A 15065-nucleotide genomic window follows, 5' to 3' on the forward strand; every position below is an offset into this window, starting at 1 on the left:
TAGCCGACAGGTCGGGCGGCGGTAGCCGACCATCGGCTCGGGGGTTAGAGGTTTCCGAAGGCTTCTATGGCGTGGAGGGTGTCGGATTGGGAGAGGCCGGGGGGTTGGATTCTCAGGATTAGGCCGTCGGCGCCTAGGGACTCGTAGTGGGCGATGCGGTCGGCGCATTCGGTGGGGGAGCCGATGACGCTGCGGGCGGCTATGTCGTCCCAGCCTTGGGTGTAGCGGCTGGCGTCGGCGGAGGTGCGTTTCCAGCCGGTGTAGGCGTCGTACAGGTCGCGGAGGGGATCCTCGAGGATTTGACGCGCCGCCTGGGACGTGGGCGCGCAGAAGCCTTCGCGGCAGATGATGACCTCGGCGCCTAGCGTGCCTTCGCCGCGGGGGTACGAGTGGTACTCGGCGATTTTGGCCGGTAGGTCGGCGTCCAGTTCGTTGAACGACGTGGTCCAGCCGTCGCACATCCGTGCGGTCCGCTCGAGCATTGCCGAGACCCGGCCGCCGTTCCACAGCCGGGGACGTGGGTTCTGCACCGGACGCGGCGACAGGAACGCATCCGCGATGCTCGTGAACTTCCCGTCGTACGTGACCGAGTCCGAGGTCCACAACCGGGTCAGGATCGTCAGGCACTCCTCGAAGCGCGCGACGCGCTCGGCCTGCGTCACGCCGTACAGCGCGAACTCCTCCGGCCGGTACCCGAGCACGAAGCCGGCCGTCAGCCGCCCGCCGGAGAGTACGTCGATGTGCGCGAGCGTTTCAGCCAGTACGACGGGGTCGTACAGCGGAGCCACGATCCCCGCGGTCGCGATCCCGATCCGCTCGGTGTGGGCTGCCAGCCAGGTCAGCGACGTCAGGATCTCGTGGTACCCGGGCCGGTGCAGGTGCCGCTCACCGAGCACGATCCACTCGAATCCTGCCTGCTCCGCGAGGCGCGCCTGCTCGACCGCATCGGCCAGGCGCGGGGGCTCGTCCGCGGTGCCGTAGAGGTTCAGATAGAGACCCAACCGCATCGGGGTGCCACCTTCCGTTGACAGAGAGCGCTCGCGGTATTTACGGTCTTGACCGTAAATGCTTTCCGATCAGAATGCGACCCTAGGAGCCGGAATTGAGTGTTGCATCGCATCCGGTCGGGTTGCCGACCGGGCCACAACAGACCGGACCCGCCCTCGCATCGAGCCGGATCAGCGCGATCAAGACCCGCGTGGTCAGCGCGCGCTACCGCCGCCCGTTCCAGATCAGCAGCGGCATCAGCACCGAGCTGGTCAGCCTGGTCGTCGAGATCCACACAGCCGACGGTGCGGTCGGTATCGGCGAGACGTCCCCGATGACGGCGTACACCGGCGAGACACTGGCCGGAGTCACCGCAGCGATCGAAGAGCACCTCGCACCGGCGCTGATCGGGCGTGATCCCCTCGACCGGGCCGGTGCCCATGTTCTGATGGACACCGTCCTCCGCGGGCAGCACGTGGCCAAGTCCGGGCTGGACATCGCGCTGTACGACCTGGCTGGGCGCATCAGCGGCTGGCCGGTCCACGCCCTGCTCGGTGGCAGCGTCAGGGAACGTGTGCAGACCACGTGGGTCGTCGGGCTCGGCACGCTCGACGAGATGGCTGCCGAGGCCGCTGAGTACGCAGACCGAGGTTTCCGGCATCTGAAGGTCAAGGGCGGCCAGGAGCCGGCCAAGGACCTCGAGCTGGTCCGTGCGGTCCGTGCGGCGATCCCAGCGGACGCAGAGCTCTGCCTGGACGCCAACGAGGGGTACGACGCAACCACAGCGCTCCCGTACCTCGCCAAGATGACCGAAGCCGGCCTGGACCTGCTGGAGCAGCCCCTACCCCGCTGGGACCTGGACGGGTTCGTGCGCCTGCGTGACCGGCTCGACGTACGACTCATGGTCGACGAGAGCATGCACTCGCTGCATGACGCGATGGAGATCGCTCGGCGTGGCGCGGCCGACGTACTGAACATCAAGATCCTCAAGGTCGGCGGACTGCACCGCGCACTCCAGATCGCGAATGTTGCCGAGGCGGCCGGGCTCGCCGTGAAGGTAGGCTCGATGCCGGAGCTGGGAGTGGCCACGCTGGCCGCGGTCCACCTCGCCGCCGCCGTACCGGGCGCGACCGTTGCGGGCGACTTCGTCGGGCCGCTGATGGTCGATGAGGACCCGCTGGCGCCCAGTGTGTTCGCCGACTGCAACGGCTGGATCGACGTACCGAAGCGACCAGGTCTGGGTCACGACGTCTGAGAGGTCCCATGCACGCATTGGTCGAGCAACTCCGCGGCACTCTCATCCCCGCGGTCGCCACACCGATGGACGCCGACGGCGTAGTCGCGTACGACGCTCTGTCCGCGTACGCCGGTGCCCTCGCGGCAGAGTCCATCGGCGGACTCGCGGTGTGGGCTCACACCGGCCGTGGGCTCTACCTGTCCGCTGCTGACCGGTCCAAAGTGCTCGCAGCGTGGAGGCAGGCCACGGACGTCCCGATCATCGCGGGAGTCGGCGTACCGCGGGCAGCTGAGGCGCACTCGCTCCAAGAGGCGGCGGATGCGACCGTGGCGATGGCACTGCAGGCCGCTCAGGGCGGTGCGGATGCGGTCATGGTCTATCCGCTCGCTGCGCTCGGCGGGCTGCCGGACGGGCACGCACAGGCGGTGGAGCTGCACGAGCGGGTCGCAGCGGAGAGCGGACTGCCACTGGTCGGCTTCTACCTCCACGGCGAGGCGGGTGGGTATCCGTACCCGCCAGAGCTGATCCGCGACCTGCTCGCGCTGCCGTCCATGCTCGGAGTGAAGACAGCGACGCTGGACCGAGCCATCGGATGCCAGGACGCGATCTGGGCCGGACGTGGCACCGGGAAGCTGCTGATCACCGGTGAGGACCGGATGTACGGGCCTTCATTCATGTGGGGCGCGGACACGGCCCTAGTGGGGATTGCTGCCGCACAGGTCCCGTTGTCGGCCGCCGTATTGAGTGCCTGGACGTCGGGAGACCACACTGGCTTTCTGACTGCCTCTGAGCGGCTGGACCGGTTCGCTGCGGCCACTTTCTACGCACCGATCGAGGGCTACGTGCAGCGCATGCTCTGGGCCGCAGTGTGGGAAGGGCTCCTGCCGGAAGAGGCGGCGTACGACGTCTATGGCCCAGACCTGCCCGCGGCCGAGCGCGACCTGGTCATCCGCTGCCTCGAGGACCTCAACAGCTGACGGGCAGTGAGGTGGCGCGCTCCCTCCATCGCTCCACCACACCGACGCCGTCGCGTCCGCCTCAGGGCTGGCGGTAATTGCGGTCTTGACCGAAACTAAAAGAGGCGAGCGCGAACGTCAAGGGGTAACTCGTTCCCTGCGCTATTCTGCCAATTGAGGGCCCGACCAGAAGTCACTAAGGAGTGCCGTGCAGATCAGCCCAGGCAAGGGCGCGGTGGCCTGATGAGCCTGACGGTCGGCGTCGTCGGCCCGGAGGACCTGGTGCAGCGCGTGATCCTGCTCGGCCCGCCGAGCGGCGCGACGCTGCTCGCGCTGCCGTACCGGCACGAGACCGAGGCGGTCGAGCTGGTCAAGCAGGCCCACGAGGACGTCGACGCCCTCCTCTTCACCGGCGTCGTGCCGTACACGATCGCCACCGAGGCCGGCGTGATCAACCGCCCCGCGATGTACGTCTCGTACGACGGTGCCACGCTGCTACGCGCGCTGGTCGAGCTACTCCGCCTCGGCCACAACGTGACCCAGTTCTCTATCGATACACTCCGGCGCAACGAGGTACTCGAGACGATGATCGAGGCGAAGCTGCCGACCGATCAGATCCACGTCCTCCCCTACCGGCCCGGACTGACATCGGACGACATCGTCGCGTTCCACCGGACCGCGCGGGACAAGCACGACACCAAGGTCGCGATCAGCTGTCTCGGCTCGGCCTTCCACCTGCTCGAGAACGAGATGCCCTCGGTCCGGCTGGCGCCGTCGCGGTACTCGATCCGGTCGACCCTGCAGGCCCTGGTGCTGACGACCACCGGGCAGCACGTCGGTGACGCACAGGTCGCGCTCGGCGTGATCGCGCTCCCCGAGCCGGACGAGGCGCTGGCCGGCGATCTGATCACCCTCGGCGGCAGTCTGGCCGCGCTGCCGGACGGGCGGCACCTGGTCGTCACCACCCGCGGCCTGCTCGAGCAGGCGACCGAGCAGTTCACGCGCATGCCCTTACTCGACCACCTCGCGGCGCGGCACAGCACGGCGTACGTCGGTTTCGGTGTTGGACGTACGGCGGCGGAGGCAGAAGCTCTCGCCCGCCGGGCCGTTAGCCGGGCGGAGTCGATCGGCTCGGTCGCCGGGGTTGTCTCGATGTCGGACGACGTGGAGATCGTGATCGAGCCGAGCGGCGATCACCCGGTCACCAACCGCGGCCCGGAGAGCCTGCCGCTGCTGGCCCGCCGGGTCGGCCTCAATACGCAGACCCTGGCTCGGATGCGCGAACTGACGGCCACTCTGCCCGACGGCCTCACCACTCAAGACGTTGCGGACCACTTGGCCGTTCAGCTGCGCACGGCCCGCCGAGTGCTGAAGCGCCTGGAACGGGCCGGTCTGGCCGCCCCGACAGGCACTCAGCAACACGGTCGGACGGGCCGTCCACCGACGGTCTATCTCATCCGCCTCTAGCGTCCTGTTACGTGTCCGGTTTCAGCTGCCTTCAGCCATTCCGTTCCGCGTTCAGCCATTCTGTTCCACCTTTGTTCAGCGCGAGTAGTTGATCCAGGTGCCGGCCGGCGGGCGCTGGCCGATGCCGGGACGGCTGTAGTCACAGACGCCGGTCGGGAAAGCTTGGCGAAGCTTGGCCTTGTCCGCGGCGGTGAAGGTACCTGGGTAGTCCCGCAGATTCAGCGGTTTCAGCGCGCACTTCAGCGTGGTCAGGCTGAGACCTTCCTCGGCAACGAGCCTCGGGTTGGCCGCGACCTGGTACGCCGTTCCGCACTGGCCGGTCGGCGGGTAGGTCAGCTTCTCGTTGATCCGCTGGGTTGCGGACAGATAGCAGCCGTCGCTCAGGTCGGCCGGCTTGTTGGCGATGACCTTCTGCTGCGCACTACGCCGGGAAGTGTCGCCGGTGATTGCGGCCAGCCAGCGATCCATTGCGTCGAGCTCGTAGCGAGCGGCGGCCGCCGACTGCGCCGGGTCCAGCGAGGACATGATGATGACCTGGTTGGCCGCCGTGCCGTTTGCCTTCAGCAACCGGTCCCGCGTGATCCACGACAGCTCCGACGTATGGATATCGATGCCGAAGCCGGCTTTGTCGGCGTACGTGCGCTGGTCGATGATCGGGGTCGAGGCGAGGCCCATTCCCCCGCTGGCCGAGAGGTTGTCGGCGTACGCGATCTTCAAGGCCTTGGGGTCGGCCACCGCGCGGTCGGCGACCAGGTTGCCGGCCTCGTCGACGCCGCCGACACTCGCGTTGAGGTCCGCGAACTGGGTGGGCGTGATGGTGCCGGACTGCAGTGCCTTGAGTCCGTACTGGATGCCGACGTTGTCCCTTGTACTGCGGACGAAGCCGGTCTTCGGGTCACGTCCGAGCTGATTGGCCCATTGATCCGACGACATGCACTTGATGCCGCCGGGGTTGGTGACCGGGTCGTAGAGCGCGGTGGGCGGGATCGGTGAGTTCGGGCTGCGGTCGCAGCTGCCGGTCGGGGTCATCTTGGGACCGAAGCCGGCCTGCCACGAAACGCAGGGGCTACTGCTGACGAATCCGGTGACCGCGGTCTTCTGCGCTTCGGTCAACGGGGTTGTCGCGAAGGCCTTGTTGAGCACGCTGCAGTCGGCCGCCTCGGTGAACGCCGTCAGCATGTCTGGGAAGGAGACGCCGGGGATGATGCCGTCGAGGATGCCCGGGTAGCCGTCGGCGATGTCGTGCTGGTTGACGCTTCCGCCGGAACCGCCCCAGCCGATCGTGTACCGCACCGGGCCGTACGTCTCGATGAAGTGCTCCTTGACCATCATCGCGGCCTCGCCGGAGATGACGATGCTGCAGTTGATCTCGGGCACGTTCAGCGTCGACGATGCGACCGCGTATCCCTGGGAGAGGAACAGGTCGTTCAGGACGTTCCCGGTCTGGCTGCCCTGGTGGTAGCCGGCGTTGCAGCCGCCGCCGAACGTGTACACGAGCTTGTTGTTCCAGCTCTGCTGCGGCTTCACGGGCGAGGGATCGGTCCCGTCGTACAAGGCCGCCGTCTGGTAGACCGCGCGGTCGATCGTGCCGGTCTCTACGCGGACGACGTACGGGACGACGCGCCCGTCGACTGTCGCCGTGGCGAGGTCGGCGGGTCGGGTCGCGGGGTCGGCGAGCGGTACGAACTTGCCGGTCGTCGACTTGTACTGATACGTCACCTTGGTCGGCGCCTCGCACAACGGCTGTACGGCGGGCGCCAGGCCGAACTTCGTTGTCTCACAGTAGAACGGGACCTGCTGTGGTCCGGAGAACACCGGCCCGGACAACGGATAGTTCCTGACCCGGAGCGACGAACCTGCGGCGGTCAACACGTTCTCGCCGTTCCGCAGCCCCTTCACCAGACCAAGAAACGTCCCGTCCGGCTGCTCGACGAACCCCGAACTGACATCACGCCCGTTGGCCCGGACGGTCGCCGGCCGGCTGAGCCGCACCAACACGTCCCCACCACTGACAAACTCAGCCCTCGTATTCGAGACCACCGAGATCGACACCGGCGCCCCGTCTTCAGTCGCCACCGCCGACCCAGGCGCCGCAACCACCAAACCCAACGCCACCAACGCAGCCCACCAGGATTTACTCACGCCCCGCACGGTAGTAATCGCTCCCAGTCTCCACCACCTCCACATGGAGACCGACCTCCAACCCCCCGCGCGCCAAACCGGAGGCTCCTACGCCCCGCCCACCACGCGCGCGACCGACCCGCCTCGTCCCTCCCGCGGGCACCCGCCGTCCACCAACCCGACTTTGTGCACCAAATCCGTACTTTCACGCCCGGTCCGTGCGGACCTGGTGCACAAAGTCGGCGCTACGACGCCTGCGGCGGCGAGTCCGTGGGGCGGGGTCGCGGCGGCGGGTGCGGTGGGTAGGGGCGGGGTCGCGGAGGCGGGTGCGCTACGGGGTGATGATGGTGATGCCGGGTTGGGTGTTGTCGGCCAGGGCGGCAGGGGCTTCGGCGAGGGTGATGGTGCGGGTGATCAGCGCGGCGGGCTTTAGGTTGCCTTGGGCAACTAGGGTGAGCATTTCGGGGTAGGCGTGGGCGGGCATGCCGTGGCTGCCCAGCCATTGGAGTTCTTGGGCGATGAGGCGGCTCAGGTCTAGCTGGACGCCGCCTGGGAGGAGGCCGACCTGGAGGTGGCGGCCGCGGGGGCGGAGGGAGAGGAGGGCTTGTTGGATCAGGTCGCTCGAGCCGAGTGCGTCCATGGTGACGTGGGCTCCACCCAGGGCGCGGAGGTCGTCGACCGTGGTGGACGAGGCTTGCAAGGTGTGGGAAGCGCCGTACGCACTCGCGAGTGACAACGCAGCCGGATTGGTGTCGATGGCAACGACGCGAGCACCCGACGCGGCGGCGATCATGACCGCGGAGAGGCCGACGCCGCCGCAGCCGAAGATGGCGACGGTTTCACCGGCGACGACACGACCGATTTGGCGGATCGCCCGGAACGACGTCGCGAATCGGCACCCCAGACCCGCCGCAGTGGCAAAGTCCAGCTCGTCCGGCAGCCGGACCAGGTTCACCTCCGCATACGGTACGGCGACGTACTCGGCGAACGAGCCCCAATACGTGAACCCAGGCTGCTCCTGGTTCGGGCAGACCTGCTGATTGCCTTCGCGGCACTGCTCGCACACGCCACACGCGCAGATGAACGGCGTCGTGACCCGGTCCCCGACCGACCACCCGCGCACACGCGCGCCGACGGCGGCAATCGTCCCGGCCAGCTCGTGCCCCGGCACATGCGGCAACACGATGTCCGCATCGTGACCCATCCACCCGTGCCAGTCGCTACGACACAATCCGGTCGCCTCGACCTTCAGTACGACGGAACCCTCGGCCGGCTCGGGGTCTGGAACCTCCTGTACGACGGGAAGTACGCCGTACCTCTCGATCACCACTGCGCGCACTGCGTCAGCCTACGCAGAACTCGTTCCCCTCGGGGTCGAGCATCACGATGTGACCGAGCTGATCCCCGTAGAACTCCTCACGCACCTGCACAGCGCCCAACCCGACCAGCTCCGCAGCCTTCGAGCGCATCCGCTCCCCGGAGGCCTCGGTCCGTAGGCCGGGCCCGGCCACCCGGATGTCGATGTGCAGCCGGTTTTTCGCCGTCTTCGGCTCGGGCACCCGAGCGAACCCGATCGCCGGCAGCTCGTCGTCGGGGTCGATGATCGACGCCCGGTCCGGCCCGTCGAACCCGGGCTCCAGCACATAACCGAGCGCTGCGGCCCAGAATCTCGCGAGCGGTTGTGGGTCCGCGGCGTCACGGCCGATCGTCCATTTGGTCGCCATACCGACCGACGATAACGATGGTTCCGGACGTTCCACGCCCGGAACCATCACGAATTTCAGCCGCCTGCAACCGCCGGGATGATCGAGACCTGACCGCCGTCCTTGATCGCGGTCCCCAGCCCGTCGGCGAACCGTACGTCGTCATCGTCGACGTACACGTTCACGAACCGGCGCAGCTCACCCGCCTCGTCCAGCACCCGGCTCTTGATCCCCGGGTACGACGTGTCCAGCGAGTCGAGCACCTCACTCAGCGTCGAGCCCTCGGCGGAGACCTCGGAGACACCCTTGGTGTACGGGCGCAGGATGGTCGGGACGCGAACACTCACACTCACTGCAGGCCTGCCTTCACGAAGGCGTCGTACGACGCGGGGATGGTCACCTTCGGGCCGACCCGGTCGGCCACGGCGTCGAGGGTCTTCAGGCCGTCACCGGAGTTGATGATGACGGTCTCGGCGTCCGGGTCGAGCTGTCCGGTCGCGATCAGCTTCTTCAGGGTCGCGACGGTCACCCCGCCCGCGGTCTCGCCGAAGATGCCTTCGGTCCGGGCCAGCAACTGGATGCCCTCGATGACTTCCTCGTCGCTGACGTCCTCGATCGCACCGCCGGTACGGCGAGCCACGTCGAGGACATAGGGTCCGTCCGCCGGGTTGCCGATGGCGAGCGACTTCGCGATCGTGTCCGGCTTCACCGGCTTGACGACGTCGTACCCGTCGCGGAACGCCTGGGCGACGGGCGAGCAACCGGTCGCCTGAGCGCCGTACACCTTGTAGTCGGTGGCGTCGACCAGGCCGAGTTTGCCCAGCTCGGTGAAGCCCTTGTCGATCTTGGTCAGCTGCGAACCGGACGCGACCGGGATCACCAGCTGCTGCGGGATCCGCCAGCCGAGCTGCTCGGCGATCTCGAAGGCGAGGGTCTTGGAGCCTTCGGAGTAGTACGGCCGGACGTTGACGTTGACGAACGCCCAGCCCTCCTCCTCACCGGCGATCTCGGAGGCCAGCTTGTTCACGTCGTCGTAGTTACCCTCGACCGCGACCAGCGTCCCGCCGTATACGGCAGTCGTGATCACCTTCGGGCGCTCGAGGTCGTGAGGGATGAAGACGACCGAGCGGATACCGGCCCGGGCGGCGGCCGCGGCGACGGCGTTGGCCAGGTTGCCGGTGGAGGGGCAGGCGAAGACCTTCAGGCCGAGCTCGCGGGTGGCGCTCAACGCGCTCGCCACGACCCGGTCCTTGAAGGAGTGGGTCGGGTTGCCGGAGTCGTCCTTCACCCACAGCTTGCGCAGGCCGAGCTCGCGGGCGAGGTTCTGCGCGTCGACGAGCCGGGTGTAGCCGGGCTCGGTGTTCGGGAAGCTGGCCACGTCGACGGGGACGGGCAGCAGCGGTTGGTAGCGCCAGATGTTCTTGGGGCCGGCTTCGATCTGCTCACGCGTGATGGTCGGGTACTCGTACCCGACCTCGAGTGGACCGAAGCACTCCATACAGGCGTAGAACGGACCGAGCGGCGACTTCGCTCCACAGGCGCGACAGCTCAGGTGCGTACCGTTGCCGAAGGCACCTTCACGGATGGTGTGCGTTGCGGTGCTGAGGCTCATGACGGAGTTTCCCTCCTCATCTTCCCCGGCCGGATCTCGGACGGGACGGATTTGGCACCGTTCCGCCGCGAGCGACCCGGGACCGGGTCCTCAACGGGGAGGGTTGCCGGGACGTCAACGGGCCGTTTCCCTCAGTCCCTCTGGATGAGCTCCCCCGAGATTACCCAATCGGGTCCACATTGTGTCCCGCGTTCCCACCATCCGAGACAGCCGATCTCACCGTCACCCACCTCGGCGCCACCCTCAAACCCCCACCAACCCCAGACCCCGTCCGTTCCCGTCCGCTCCCCGTCCCGTCCCGGGGATTTGCCTGGCAGACCCACCAAGTCGGAGGTTCCACACCCACATCACGGGTATGGAACCCCCGAACTCATGGGTCTACCAAGCAAATTGGTGGGTCAGCCAGGCAAATCAGCGTTGCCGGAGGGCCAGGGGTGCTGGGGGTCAGCGGAGCCGGTGGGTGGCGCCGGGGGTGTGGGTGGGGAGGGACTTGCGGGGGCCGTGGCGTGGGTGGTGGATGCCGGCCATGTCCAGCAGGCGTTGGACGCGGAAGCGGTGACCGCGGTACGGCTCGATCAGCTCGGCGCAGCCCTCGTCGTCGAGCTCCTCGCCGATCAGCGCGTACGAGACGTCGCGCGAGACGTGATAGTCCGCGAACGAGAACGCATCCGCGTCACCATGCGCCCGCTGCCTCACCTCCGCGGCGGTCCACACTCCAACACCAGGCAGCGACCGCAGCCGGCGCTCGATCTCGGCCGAATCGCTCAACTCCAGCGTCCGCTCCAACGCCTTCGCCCGCGTCGCCGCCGTCACAACCACGCGCGAACGACGGCCCTCGACACCAGCCCGCAACCACTGCCACGACGGAATCAACCGCCAGTCCTCCGGCGCCGGCGGCACCATCATCGCGCGTCCCTCGGGACCACCTGGGCCCGGCGCGGGTTCGCCGTACTCGCGCAGCAGCACCCGCCAGCCCCGGAACGCCTCCTTGCCGGTGACGACCTGCTCGATCCCCGCAGCGGCCATCGCCTCGAACACCGCCCGCGTCCGCGGCACCCGCACATCAGGGAACCGCCGCGCCGCATCCACCAACGCCCGATGCTCCGGCAACGGCTCGAACCCTTCCCAACTGTCCTTGTCCCCCAACAACTCCGGCACCCCGTCGAGCGCCCACTCCGCCCCCGCACCCCAAGCCTCGGCCTCAACAGCTCCCGCGTACGGCGTCAGCCGCAACAACACCGGCCCTTCGGGCGTCCGAGTAGCCCGCCACACCGTCCGCCGCCCAGCATCAAACACATACGCCGGGTCCCCGGGCCCCTTCCGCAACCCCCCAATCACCGAATGCGGATCCACCACCCGCCCAGCCCGCCAAACCCGCACCACCGAACTCACCCGCCCAGTGTTACGCACCCCGCCGACAACTACCCGAGGACGGTAGGCACTCCGGCCAGCCGCTCACGCATCCACGGATACGGATCGACCAGTGGATCTCGGACGGAGAGGGTGTTCTGCACGACCTCCGCGAGACGCTCACCCATCACGTAGTGCCGCCCCTTGGTCTCGCCGACAGCTCTCAGCAGCCCAAGCTCGGTGAGCCTGGTCAGATCGCGGGTTGCAGTCCGCTCCTCGATCCCGGCCCGGCGCACGTACGTCGAACGCCGCATCCTGAAGCCGAGCGACGCGTCGAAGAGCTCGTCGGCGACACGTTCGGCCAGGCCGTGCTTCTCGATCAACTCGTCGAACGCCAACCACAGCTTCCCGGCCTCGCGATACCGCCTGCGGACGGTCTGCGCCTGGATGTGGTGTGCGCGCAGGTTGAACTTGACCCACAGAGCCGCCGACCGGTCCGGATGCCATGCTCCAGCGCCGGTCGCAGCCAGCACCCGGTAGTAGTCCTCGGTGTTGCTCCCCAGCCATTCCTCGATACTGGAGAACGCCGGCTCGCCGATGCCGCCCCGGGACAGGACCAACGTCTGCAGCGCTCGCGCCATCCGGCCGTTTCCGTCGCGGAACGGGTGGATCATCACGAGATTGAGGTGTGCCATCGCCGCACGCACGAGCGGGTCCGCCGCATCACCGGCGAGGCGATCCATCAGCTCCCCGACAAGGTCAGGGACTTTCTCGGCCGGCGGACCTTCGTAGACGTTCACTCCAGTAGTCTCGTCGTGCACGTAGACGGCGCCCTGACGGTAGCTGCCCGGACTCTTCGACAGGTCGTGGCTGAGCATCATGAAGTGCATGCCACGAACAGCGGACACATCCAGCCGGAAGTCCGCATCCTGCGCCATCGCCAGCACATATCCGAGCGCCTGCCGATACCCCCGGATCTCGGCGAACGTGAGCTCGTCGGCACTGAGCGCTTCTTCGTCGTCCAAGGCGGCCGCAGCGTCGTCGAGGTTCACGTCGTACCCCTCGATGCTGTTGGAGCCCTGGATCGCCCGAGCCAACATGCTCCGCCGCAGTCCGCCGGCCCAGCTCCGAGGCACGCGCAGGATGTCGGTGAGTTCGGCACGGAGCGCATAGATCTGCCCGAGGACCTGCTGATCCTCGGGATCCGGCTCCGGCGTGCTGTAAATCGTCATGACCCCACTGTCCTGATGTCTTAATTCTTAGGACATCTTAGCCGCATGTCCTAAGAATTACGACATTGGGACAAGAGGTGCCGGCTGAGCTGATACTGAGATGTATGAGTGGGTGGCAGTGGGTGAAGGTGGTGGGGAATTTTCTTAATTTGAGCACTGTGGTGGGGGTTTTGGTGGGGGCGGTTGGGCGGGTGGAGTTCAGTCGGGGGCCTCGGGGGCTGGTGTTCGGGAACGGGTACAAGTTGCGGTTTCCGGTGGCGGGGGCTTTTACGATCGGGAACGTCGTGCTCAGCAAGCACCCGCGGGCGTACTTCGACAATGCGGCCCTGGTGCGGCATGAGGAGCGGCACTCGTGGCAGTACTTCTGCTTGATCGGCTTGCCGATGCTCCCGTTGTACGTCGTTGCCGTGGTGGTCTCGTTCGTGCTGACCGGGGATCCGGCGTCGCGTAACTTCTTCGAGCGGTTGGCCGACCTCAAGGAAGGTGGCTACGTGGAGCGGCCGATTCGGCCCATCGGCAAGACGGTGACGCAGGCGTTCAGCGGGCTGCGATCGCGTCCGAAAGGGCCGTGAGGACAGTCACCACGCCGTCCGGGTCGTCGACGACGATGTCGGCGGCTTGGATCAGCTCAGTGGCGTTGGACGAGCGAGTAGCGACCAGTACGGCGCGGAGTCCGGTCTTGCGATGCTCTTCGACCGCCCGGAACGCAGCCAGGTCGCCCAGGTCGTCACCGGCGTACAGGATCGACTTTGCACCGGTTGAGTCGAGCAGCCGACGCAGTGCGACGCCCTTGTCGATGCCTGGTGGTCTGAGCTCCAGGACCAGGTTGCCGGGCTCCAGGCGCAGCTCAGACGATTCAGCCAGCGCAGTGAGCGGCGTACGCAGTCTTTCCAGCGCACCGGCCGGATCGGCCAGCCGACGGGTGTGGACCGCGAGCGAGCTCTCTTTGTCCTCCACGAACGCATCCGGCAGCCCAACCTCGGCCAGCAGCCCAGGCAGCCGATCACGCGCGGCAGCAACACCAGGAGGCACGGCGTCGCTCGTGATCGTCCCTGTCGACGCGTCCCACTGCTCCAGACCGTAGTGCCCCAGTACGACGAGACTCCCGAGCCCCGGGTGACCAGTCACACCGGTGAGCTCGGTCGCGACCAGCGCGGGACGTCCAGTGACGATCGCGACCTGTCGAACCGAACGCGCCAGCCGGGCCAGTGCGTCCAGCGCACCCTCGGCCGGCCGAGCCCGAGCCGGGTCCTCAACCAGGGGTGAGAGGGTGCCGTCGAAGTCGGTGGCGATGACTGCGGTGGCCGGTTCACCGACGATGGCTTCCCAGCCGTCGCGGCCGGGCTCGGTCTGGATGGTCGGAGTACTCATCCGGGGTAGTCCGAGGTCAGGATCACGGTCAGGCGATCCTTCTTCATGTTGTCCAGCGCGCCCTTGGTCCGCCCGACACCGAGGTCATGGGCGAGCTGGTTGGCGGCATCGAGCATGCCCGGCGGGTAGTAGACCGTGCTCTCGACGACCTTGCCGCGCCAGACGTCCGCACCGGCCACCACCCAGCCGGCCTGCCGCGCGCGCACCGCAACCGAGGCAGCCAGGCCCTTGCGCGGAGTGTTGTTGTAGATCTCGGCCGCCGGTCGCTCAGCCGGCGGAATCGTCGTCGGCCCAGGCGGCGGTACAGTCGCCGGCGGCTGCGTCGGCTGAGTGGTCTGAGGCGGCTGAGTGGTCTGAGTCGGCTGGGCCGTCTCCGGCGGCTGGGTCGGCTCACTCGGCTGCGTGCTGGGCGGCGCCGTACTAACTTTCGACGGCCTCGGCACGCTCGCCGCGATGGTCGACGGTCCCGACGCCGGTTTCTTCGCGCCCGCCGGCTCCTGCGCCTCGCTGTTGTGCCCTCTGGTACCGAAGAGCACCAGCAGACCGACGACGATCGCGACAACCGCCGCCACGGCAACGAGGGACGAAAGAACCTGTCCCCGATCGTCCTTCGGGCGCGGGAACGTAGTACTCGCCCTGAGGCGGATCAAGATCAGACCTCGATGCCCAGCCGGCGTGCGGAGCGGGCGCGCTGGCGGGCGGCGCGCAGTCGGCGCAGCCGCTTGGTCAGCAGCGGGTCGTGGGCGAGCGCCTCGGGCCGGTCGATCAGAGCGTTCAGAACCTGGTAGTACCGCGTGGCCGACATCTGGAACTGGTCCCGGATCGCCTGCTCCTTGGCACCGGCGTACTTCCACCAGTGCCGCTCAAACGCGAGGATCGCCGCATCCCTCTCAGAGAGTCCGGCAACGGCCGGCTGCGCAGCTTCGGCTGGGCCGGAAGAGCTGGCGTTGGCGCTGTCCATCTGCTGGTGACTCCTGTGCGGTCGGTGATCGTCCGTCCGCGCTCCACTCTACGTGCTGAACAACACCG

Annotated in this window: 15 protein-coding genes and 1 riboswitch; of the genes, 4 read left to right on the forward strand and 11 right to left on the reverse strand. The window is 67.7% G+C overall.

Annotation, left to right across the window (positions count from 1 at the left end; genetic code table 11):
- Window positions 1-44: 44 nt before the first annotated feature.
- On the reverse strand, window positions 45-1007 hold the full coding sequence (locus ACWF4Z_RS12635) for an LLM class flavin-dependent oxidoreductase (RefSeq protein ID WP_452243128.1): 963 nt from the start codon (window positions 1005-1007) through the stop codon (window positions 45-47).
- 95 nt (window positions 1008-1102) lie between these two features.
- On the opposite strand from ACWF4Z_RS12635, the gene ACWF4Z_RS12640 reads away from it, so the two are divergent.
- The 3 genes from ACWF4Z_RS12640 (at window position 1103) to ACWF4Z_RS12650 (ending at window position 4647) form a co-directional block, all read left to right on the forward strand.
- Entirely contained in the window at window positions 1103-2242 is a 1140-nt protein-coding gene (locus ACWF4Z_RS12640) for a mandelate racemase/muconate lactonizing enzyme family protein (protein WP_452243129.1), read from the forward strand.
- 8 nt (window positions 2243-2250) lie between these two features.
- Window positions 2251-3201 carry a dihydrodipicolinate synthase family protein gene (locus ACWF4Z_RS12645; protein WP_452243130.1) on the forward strand — a complete coding sequence of 317 codons (951 nt, stop codon included), beginning with the start codon at window positions 2251-2253 and terminating at the stop codon, window positions 3199-3201.
- A 222-nt stretch (window positions 3202-3423) separates the two neighbouring features.
- Entirely contained in the window at window positions 3424-4647 is a 1224-nt protein-coding gene (locus ACWF4Z_RS12650; RefSeq protein WP_452243131.1) for a hypothetical protein, read from the forward strand.
- A gap of 75 nt (window positions 4648-4722) precedes the next feature.
- Here the strand turns inward: ACWF4Z_RS12650 and ACWF4Z_RS12655 are convergent, their stop codons facing one another.
- From ACWF4Z_RS12655 to ACWF4Z_RS12685, 7 genes are all read right to left on the reverse strand, one after another.
- Entirely contained in the window at window positions 4723-6789 is a 2067-nt protein-coding gene (locus ACWF4Z_RS12655; RefSeq protein ID WP_452243132.1) for a DUF6351 family protein, read from the reverse strand.
- A gap of 310 nt (window positions 6790-7099) precedes the next feature.
- Window positions 7100-8107 (reverse strand): zinc-dependent alcohol dehydrogenase family protein, encoded by a 1008-nt coding sequence (locus ACWF4Z_RS12660; RefSeq protein WP_452243133.1) that lies wholly within the window; start codon window positions 8105-8107, stop codon window positions 7100-7102.
- A gap of 4 nt (window positions 8108-8111) precedes the next feature.
- Complete coding sequence (locus ACWF4Z_RS12665) at window positions 8112-8492, reverse strand: VOC family protein (protein WP_452243134.1); 381 nt, start codon at window positions 8490-8492, stop codon at window positions 8112-8114.
- A gap of 56 nt (window positions 8493-8548) precedes the next feature.
- Window positions 8549-8824: a ubiquitin-like small modifier protein 1 gene (locus ACWF4Z_RS12670; RefSeq protein ID WP_452243135.1), complete on the reverse strand. Its 276-nt coding sequence runs from the start codon at window positions 8822-8824 to the stop codon at window positions 8549-8551.
- Window positions 8821-10083 (reverse strand): threonine synthase, encoded by a 1263-nt coding sequence (thrC, locus tag ACWF4Z_RS12675; protein ID WP_452243136.1) that lies wholly within the window; start codon window positions 10081-10083, stop codon window positions 8821-8823. The genes ACWF4Z_RS12670 and thrC overlap by 4 nt, the downstream gene beginning before the upstream one ends.
- A 13-nt stretch (window positions 10084-10096) precedes the next feature.
- Window positions 10097-10234: riboswitch (SAM riboswitch) on the reverse strand.
- A 293-nt stretch (window positions 10235-10527) separates the two neighbouring features.
- Window positions 10528-11379, reverse strand: coding sequence for a DNA-3-methyladenine glycosylase family protein (locus ACWF4Z_RS12680; protein ID WP_452243137.1), 852 nt, complete (start codon window positions 11377-11379; stop codon window positions 10528-10530).
- 125 nt (window positions 11380-11504) lie between these two features.
- Window positions 11505-12665, reverse strand: a complete 1161-nt coding sequence (locus tag ACWF4Z_RS12685; protein WP_452243138.1) for a Fic family protein — start codon at window positions 12663-12665, stop codon at window positions 11505-11507.
- 254 nt (window positions 12666-12919) lie between these two features.
- Between ACWF4Z_RS12685 and ACWF4Z_RS12690 the strand changes: the two genes are divergently transcribed.
- Complete coding sequence (locus ACWF4Z_RS12690) at window positions 12920-13237, forward strand: hypothetical protein (protein WP_452243139.1); 318 nt, start codon at window positions 12920-12922, stop codon at window positions 13235-13237.
- Here the strand turns inward: ACWF4Z_RS12690 and otsB are convergent.
- The 3 genes from otsB to ACWF4Z_RS12705 form a co-directional block, all read right to left on the reverse strand.
- On the reverse strand, window positions 13203-14036 hold the full coding sequence (gene otsB / locus ACWF4Z_RS12695; RefSeq protein WP_452243140.1) for a trehalose-phosphatase: 834 nt from the start codon (window positions 14034-14036) through the stop codon (window positions 13203-13205). The genes ACWF4Z_RS12690 and otsB overlap by 35 nt on opposite strands.
- Window positions 14033-14608 carry a LytR C-terminal domain-containing protein gene (locus ACWF4Z_RS12700; protein WP_452243141.1) on the reverse strand — a complete coding sequence of 192 codons (576 nt, stop codon included), beginning with the start codon at window positions 14606-14608 and terminating at the stop codon, window positions 14033-14035. The genes otsB and ACWF4Z_RS12700 overlap by 4 nt, the downstream gene beginning before the upstream one ends.
- Window positions 14609-14688: 80 nt before the next feature.
- Window positions 14689-14997, reverse strand: a complete 309-nt coding sequence (locus ACWF4Z_RS12705; protein ID WP_452243142.1) for a DUF3263 domain-containing protein — start codon at window positions 14995-14997, stop codon at window positions 14689-14691.
- Window positions 14998-15065 lie beyond the last annotated feature (68 nt).

This window comes from Kribbella sp. NPDC055071 (assembly GCF_053608045.1).

Excerpts from the sequence above, each read along its gene's own strand:
- ACWF4Z_RS12635 (WP_452243128.1), bottom strand. The coding sequence starts at position 1,007 with ATGCGGTTGGGTCTCTATCTGAACCTCTACGGCACCGCGGACGAGCCC.
- ACWF4Z_RS12645 (WP_452243130.1), top strand. The coding sequence starts at position 2,251 with ATGCACGCATTGGTCGAGCAACTCCGCGGCACTCTCATCCCCGCGGTC.
- ACWF4Z_RS12650 (WP_452243131.1), top strand. The coding sequence starts at position 3,424 with ATGAGCCTGACGGTCGGCGTCGTCGGCCCGGAGGACCTGGTGCAGCGC.
- ACWF4Z_RS12665 (WP_452243134.1), bottom strand. The coding sequence starts at position 8,492 with ATGGCGACCAAATGGACGATCGGCCGTGACGCCGCGGACCCACAACCG.
- thrC (WP_452243136.1), bottom strand. The coding sequence starts at position 10,083 with ATGAGCCTCAGCACCGCAACGCACACCATCCGTGAAGGTGCCTTCGGC.
- ACWF4Z_RS12685 (WP_452243138.1), bottom strand. The coding sequence starts at position 12,665 with ATGACGATTTACAGCACGCCGGAGCCGGATCCCGAGGATCAGCAGGTC.
- otsB (WP_452243140.1), bottom strand. The coding sequence starts at position 14,036 with ATGAGTACTCCGACCATCCAGACCGAGCCCGGCCGCGACGGCTGGGAA.
- ACWF4Z_RS12705 (WP_452243142.1), bottom strand. The coding sequence starts at position 14,997 with ATGGACAGCGCCAACGCCAGCTCTTCCGGCCCAGCCGAAGCTGCGCAG.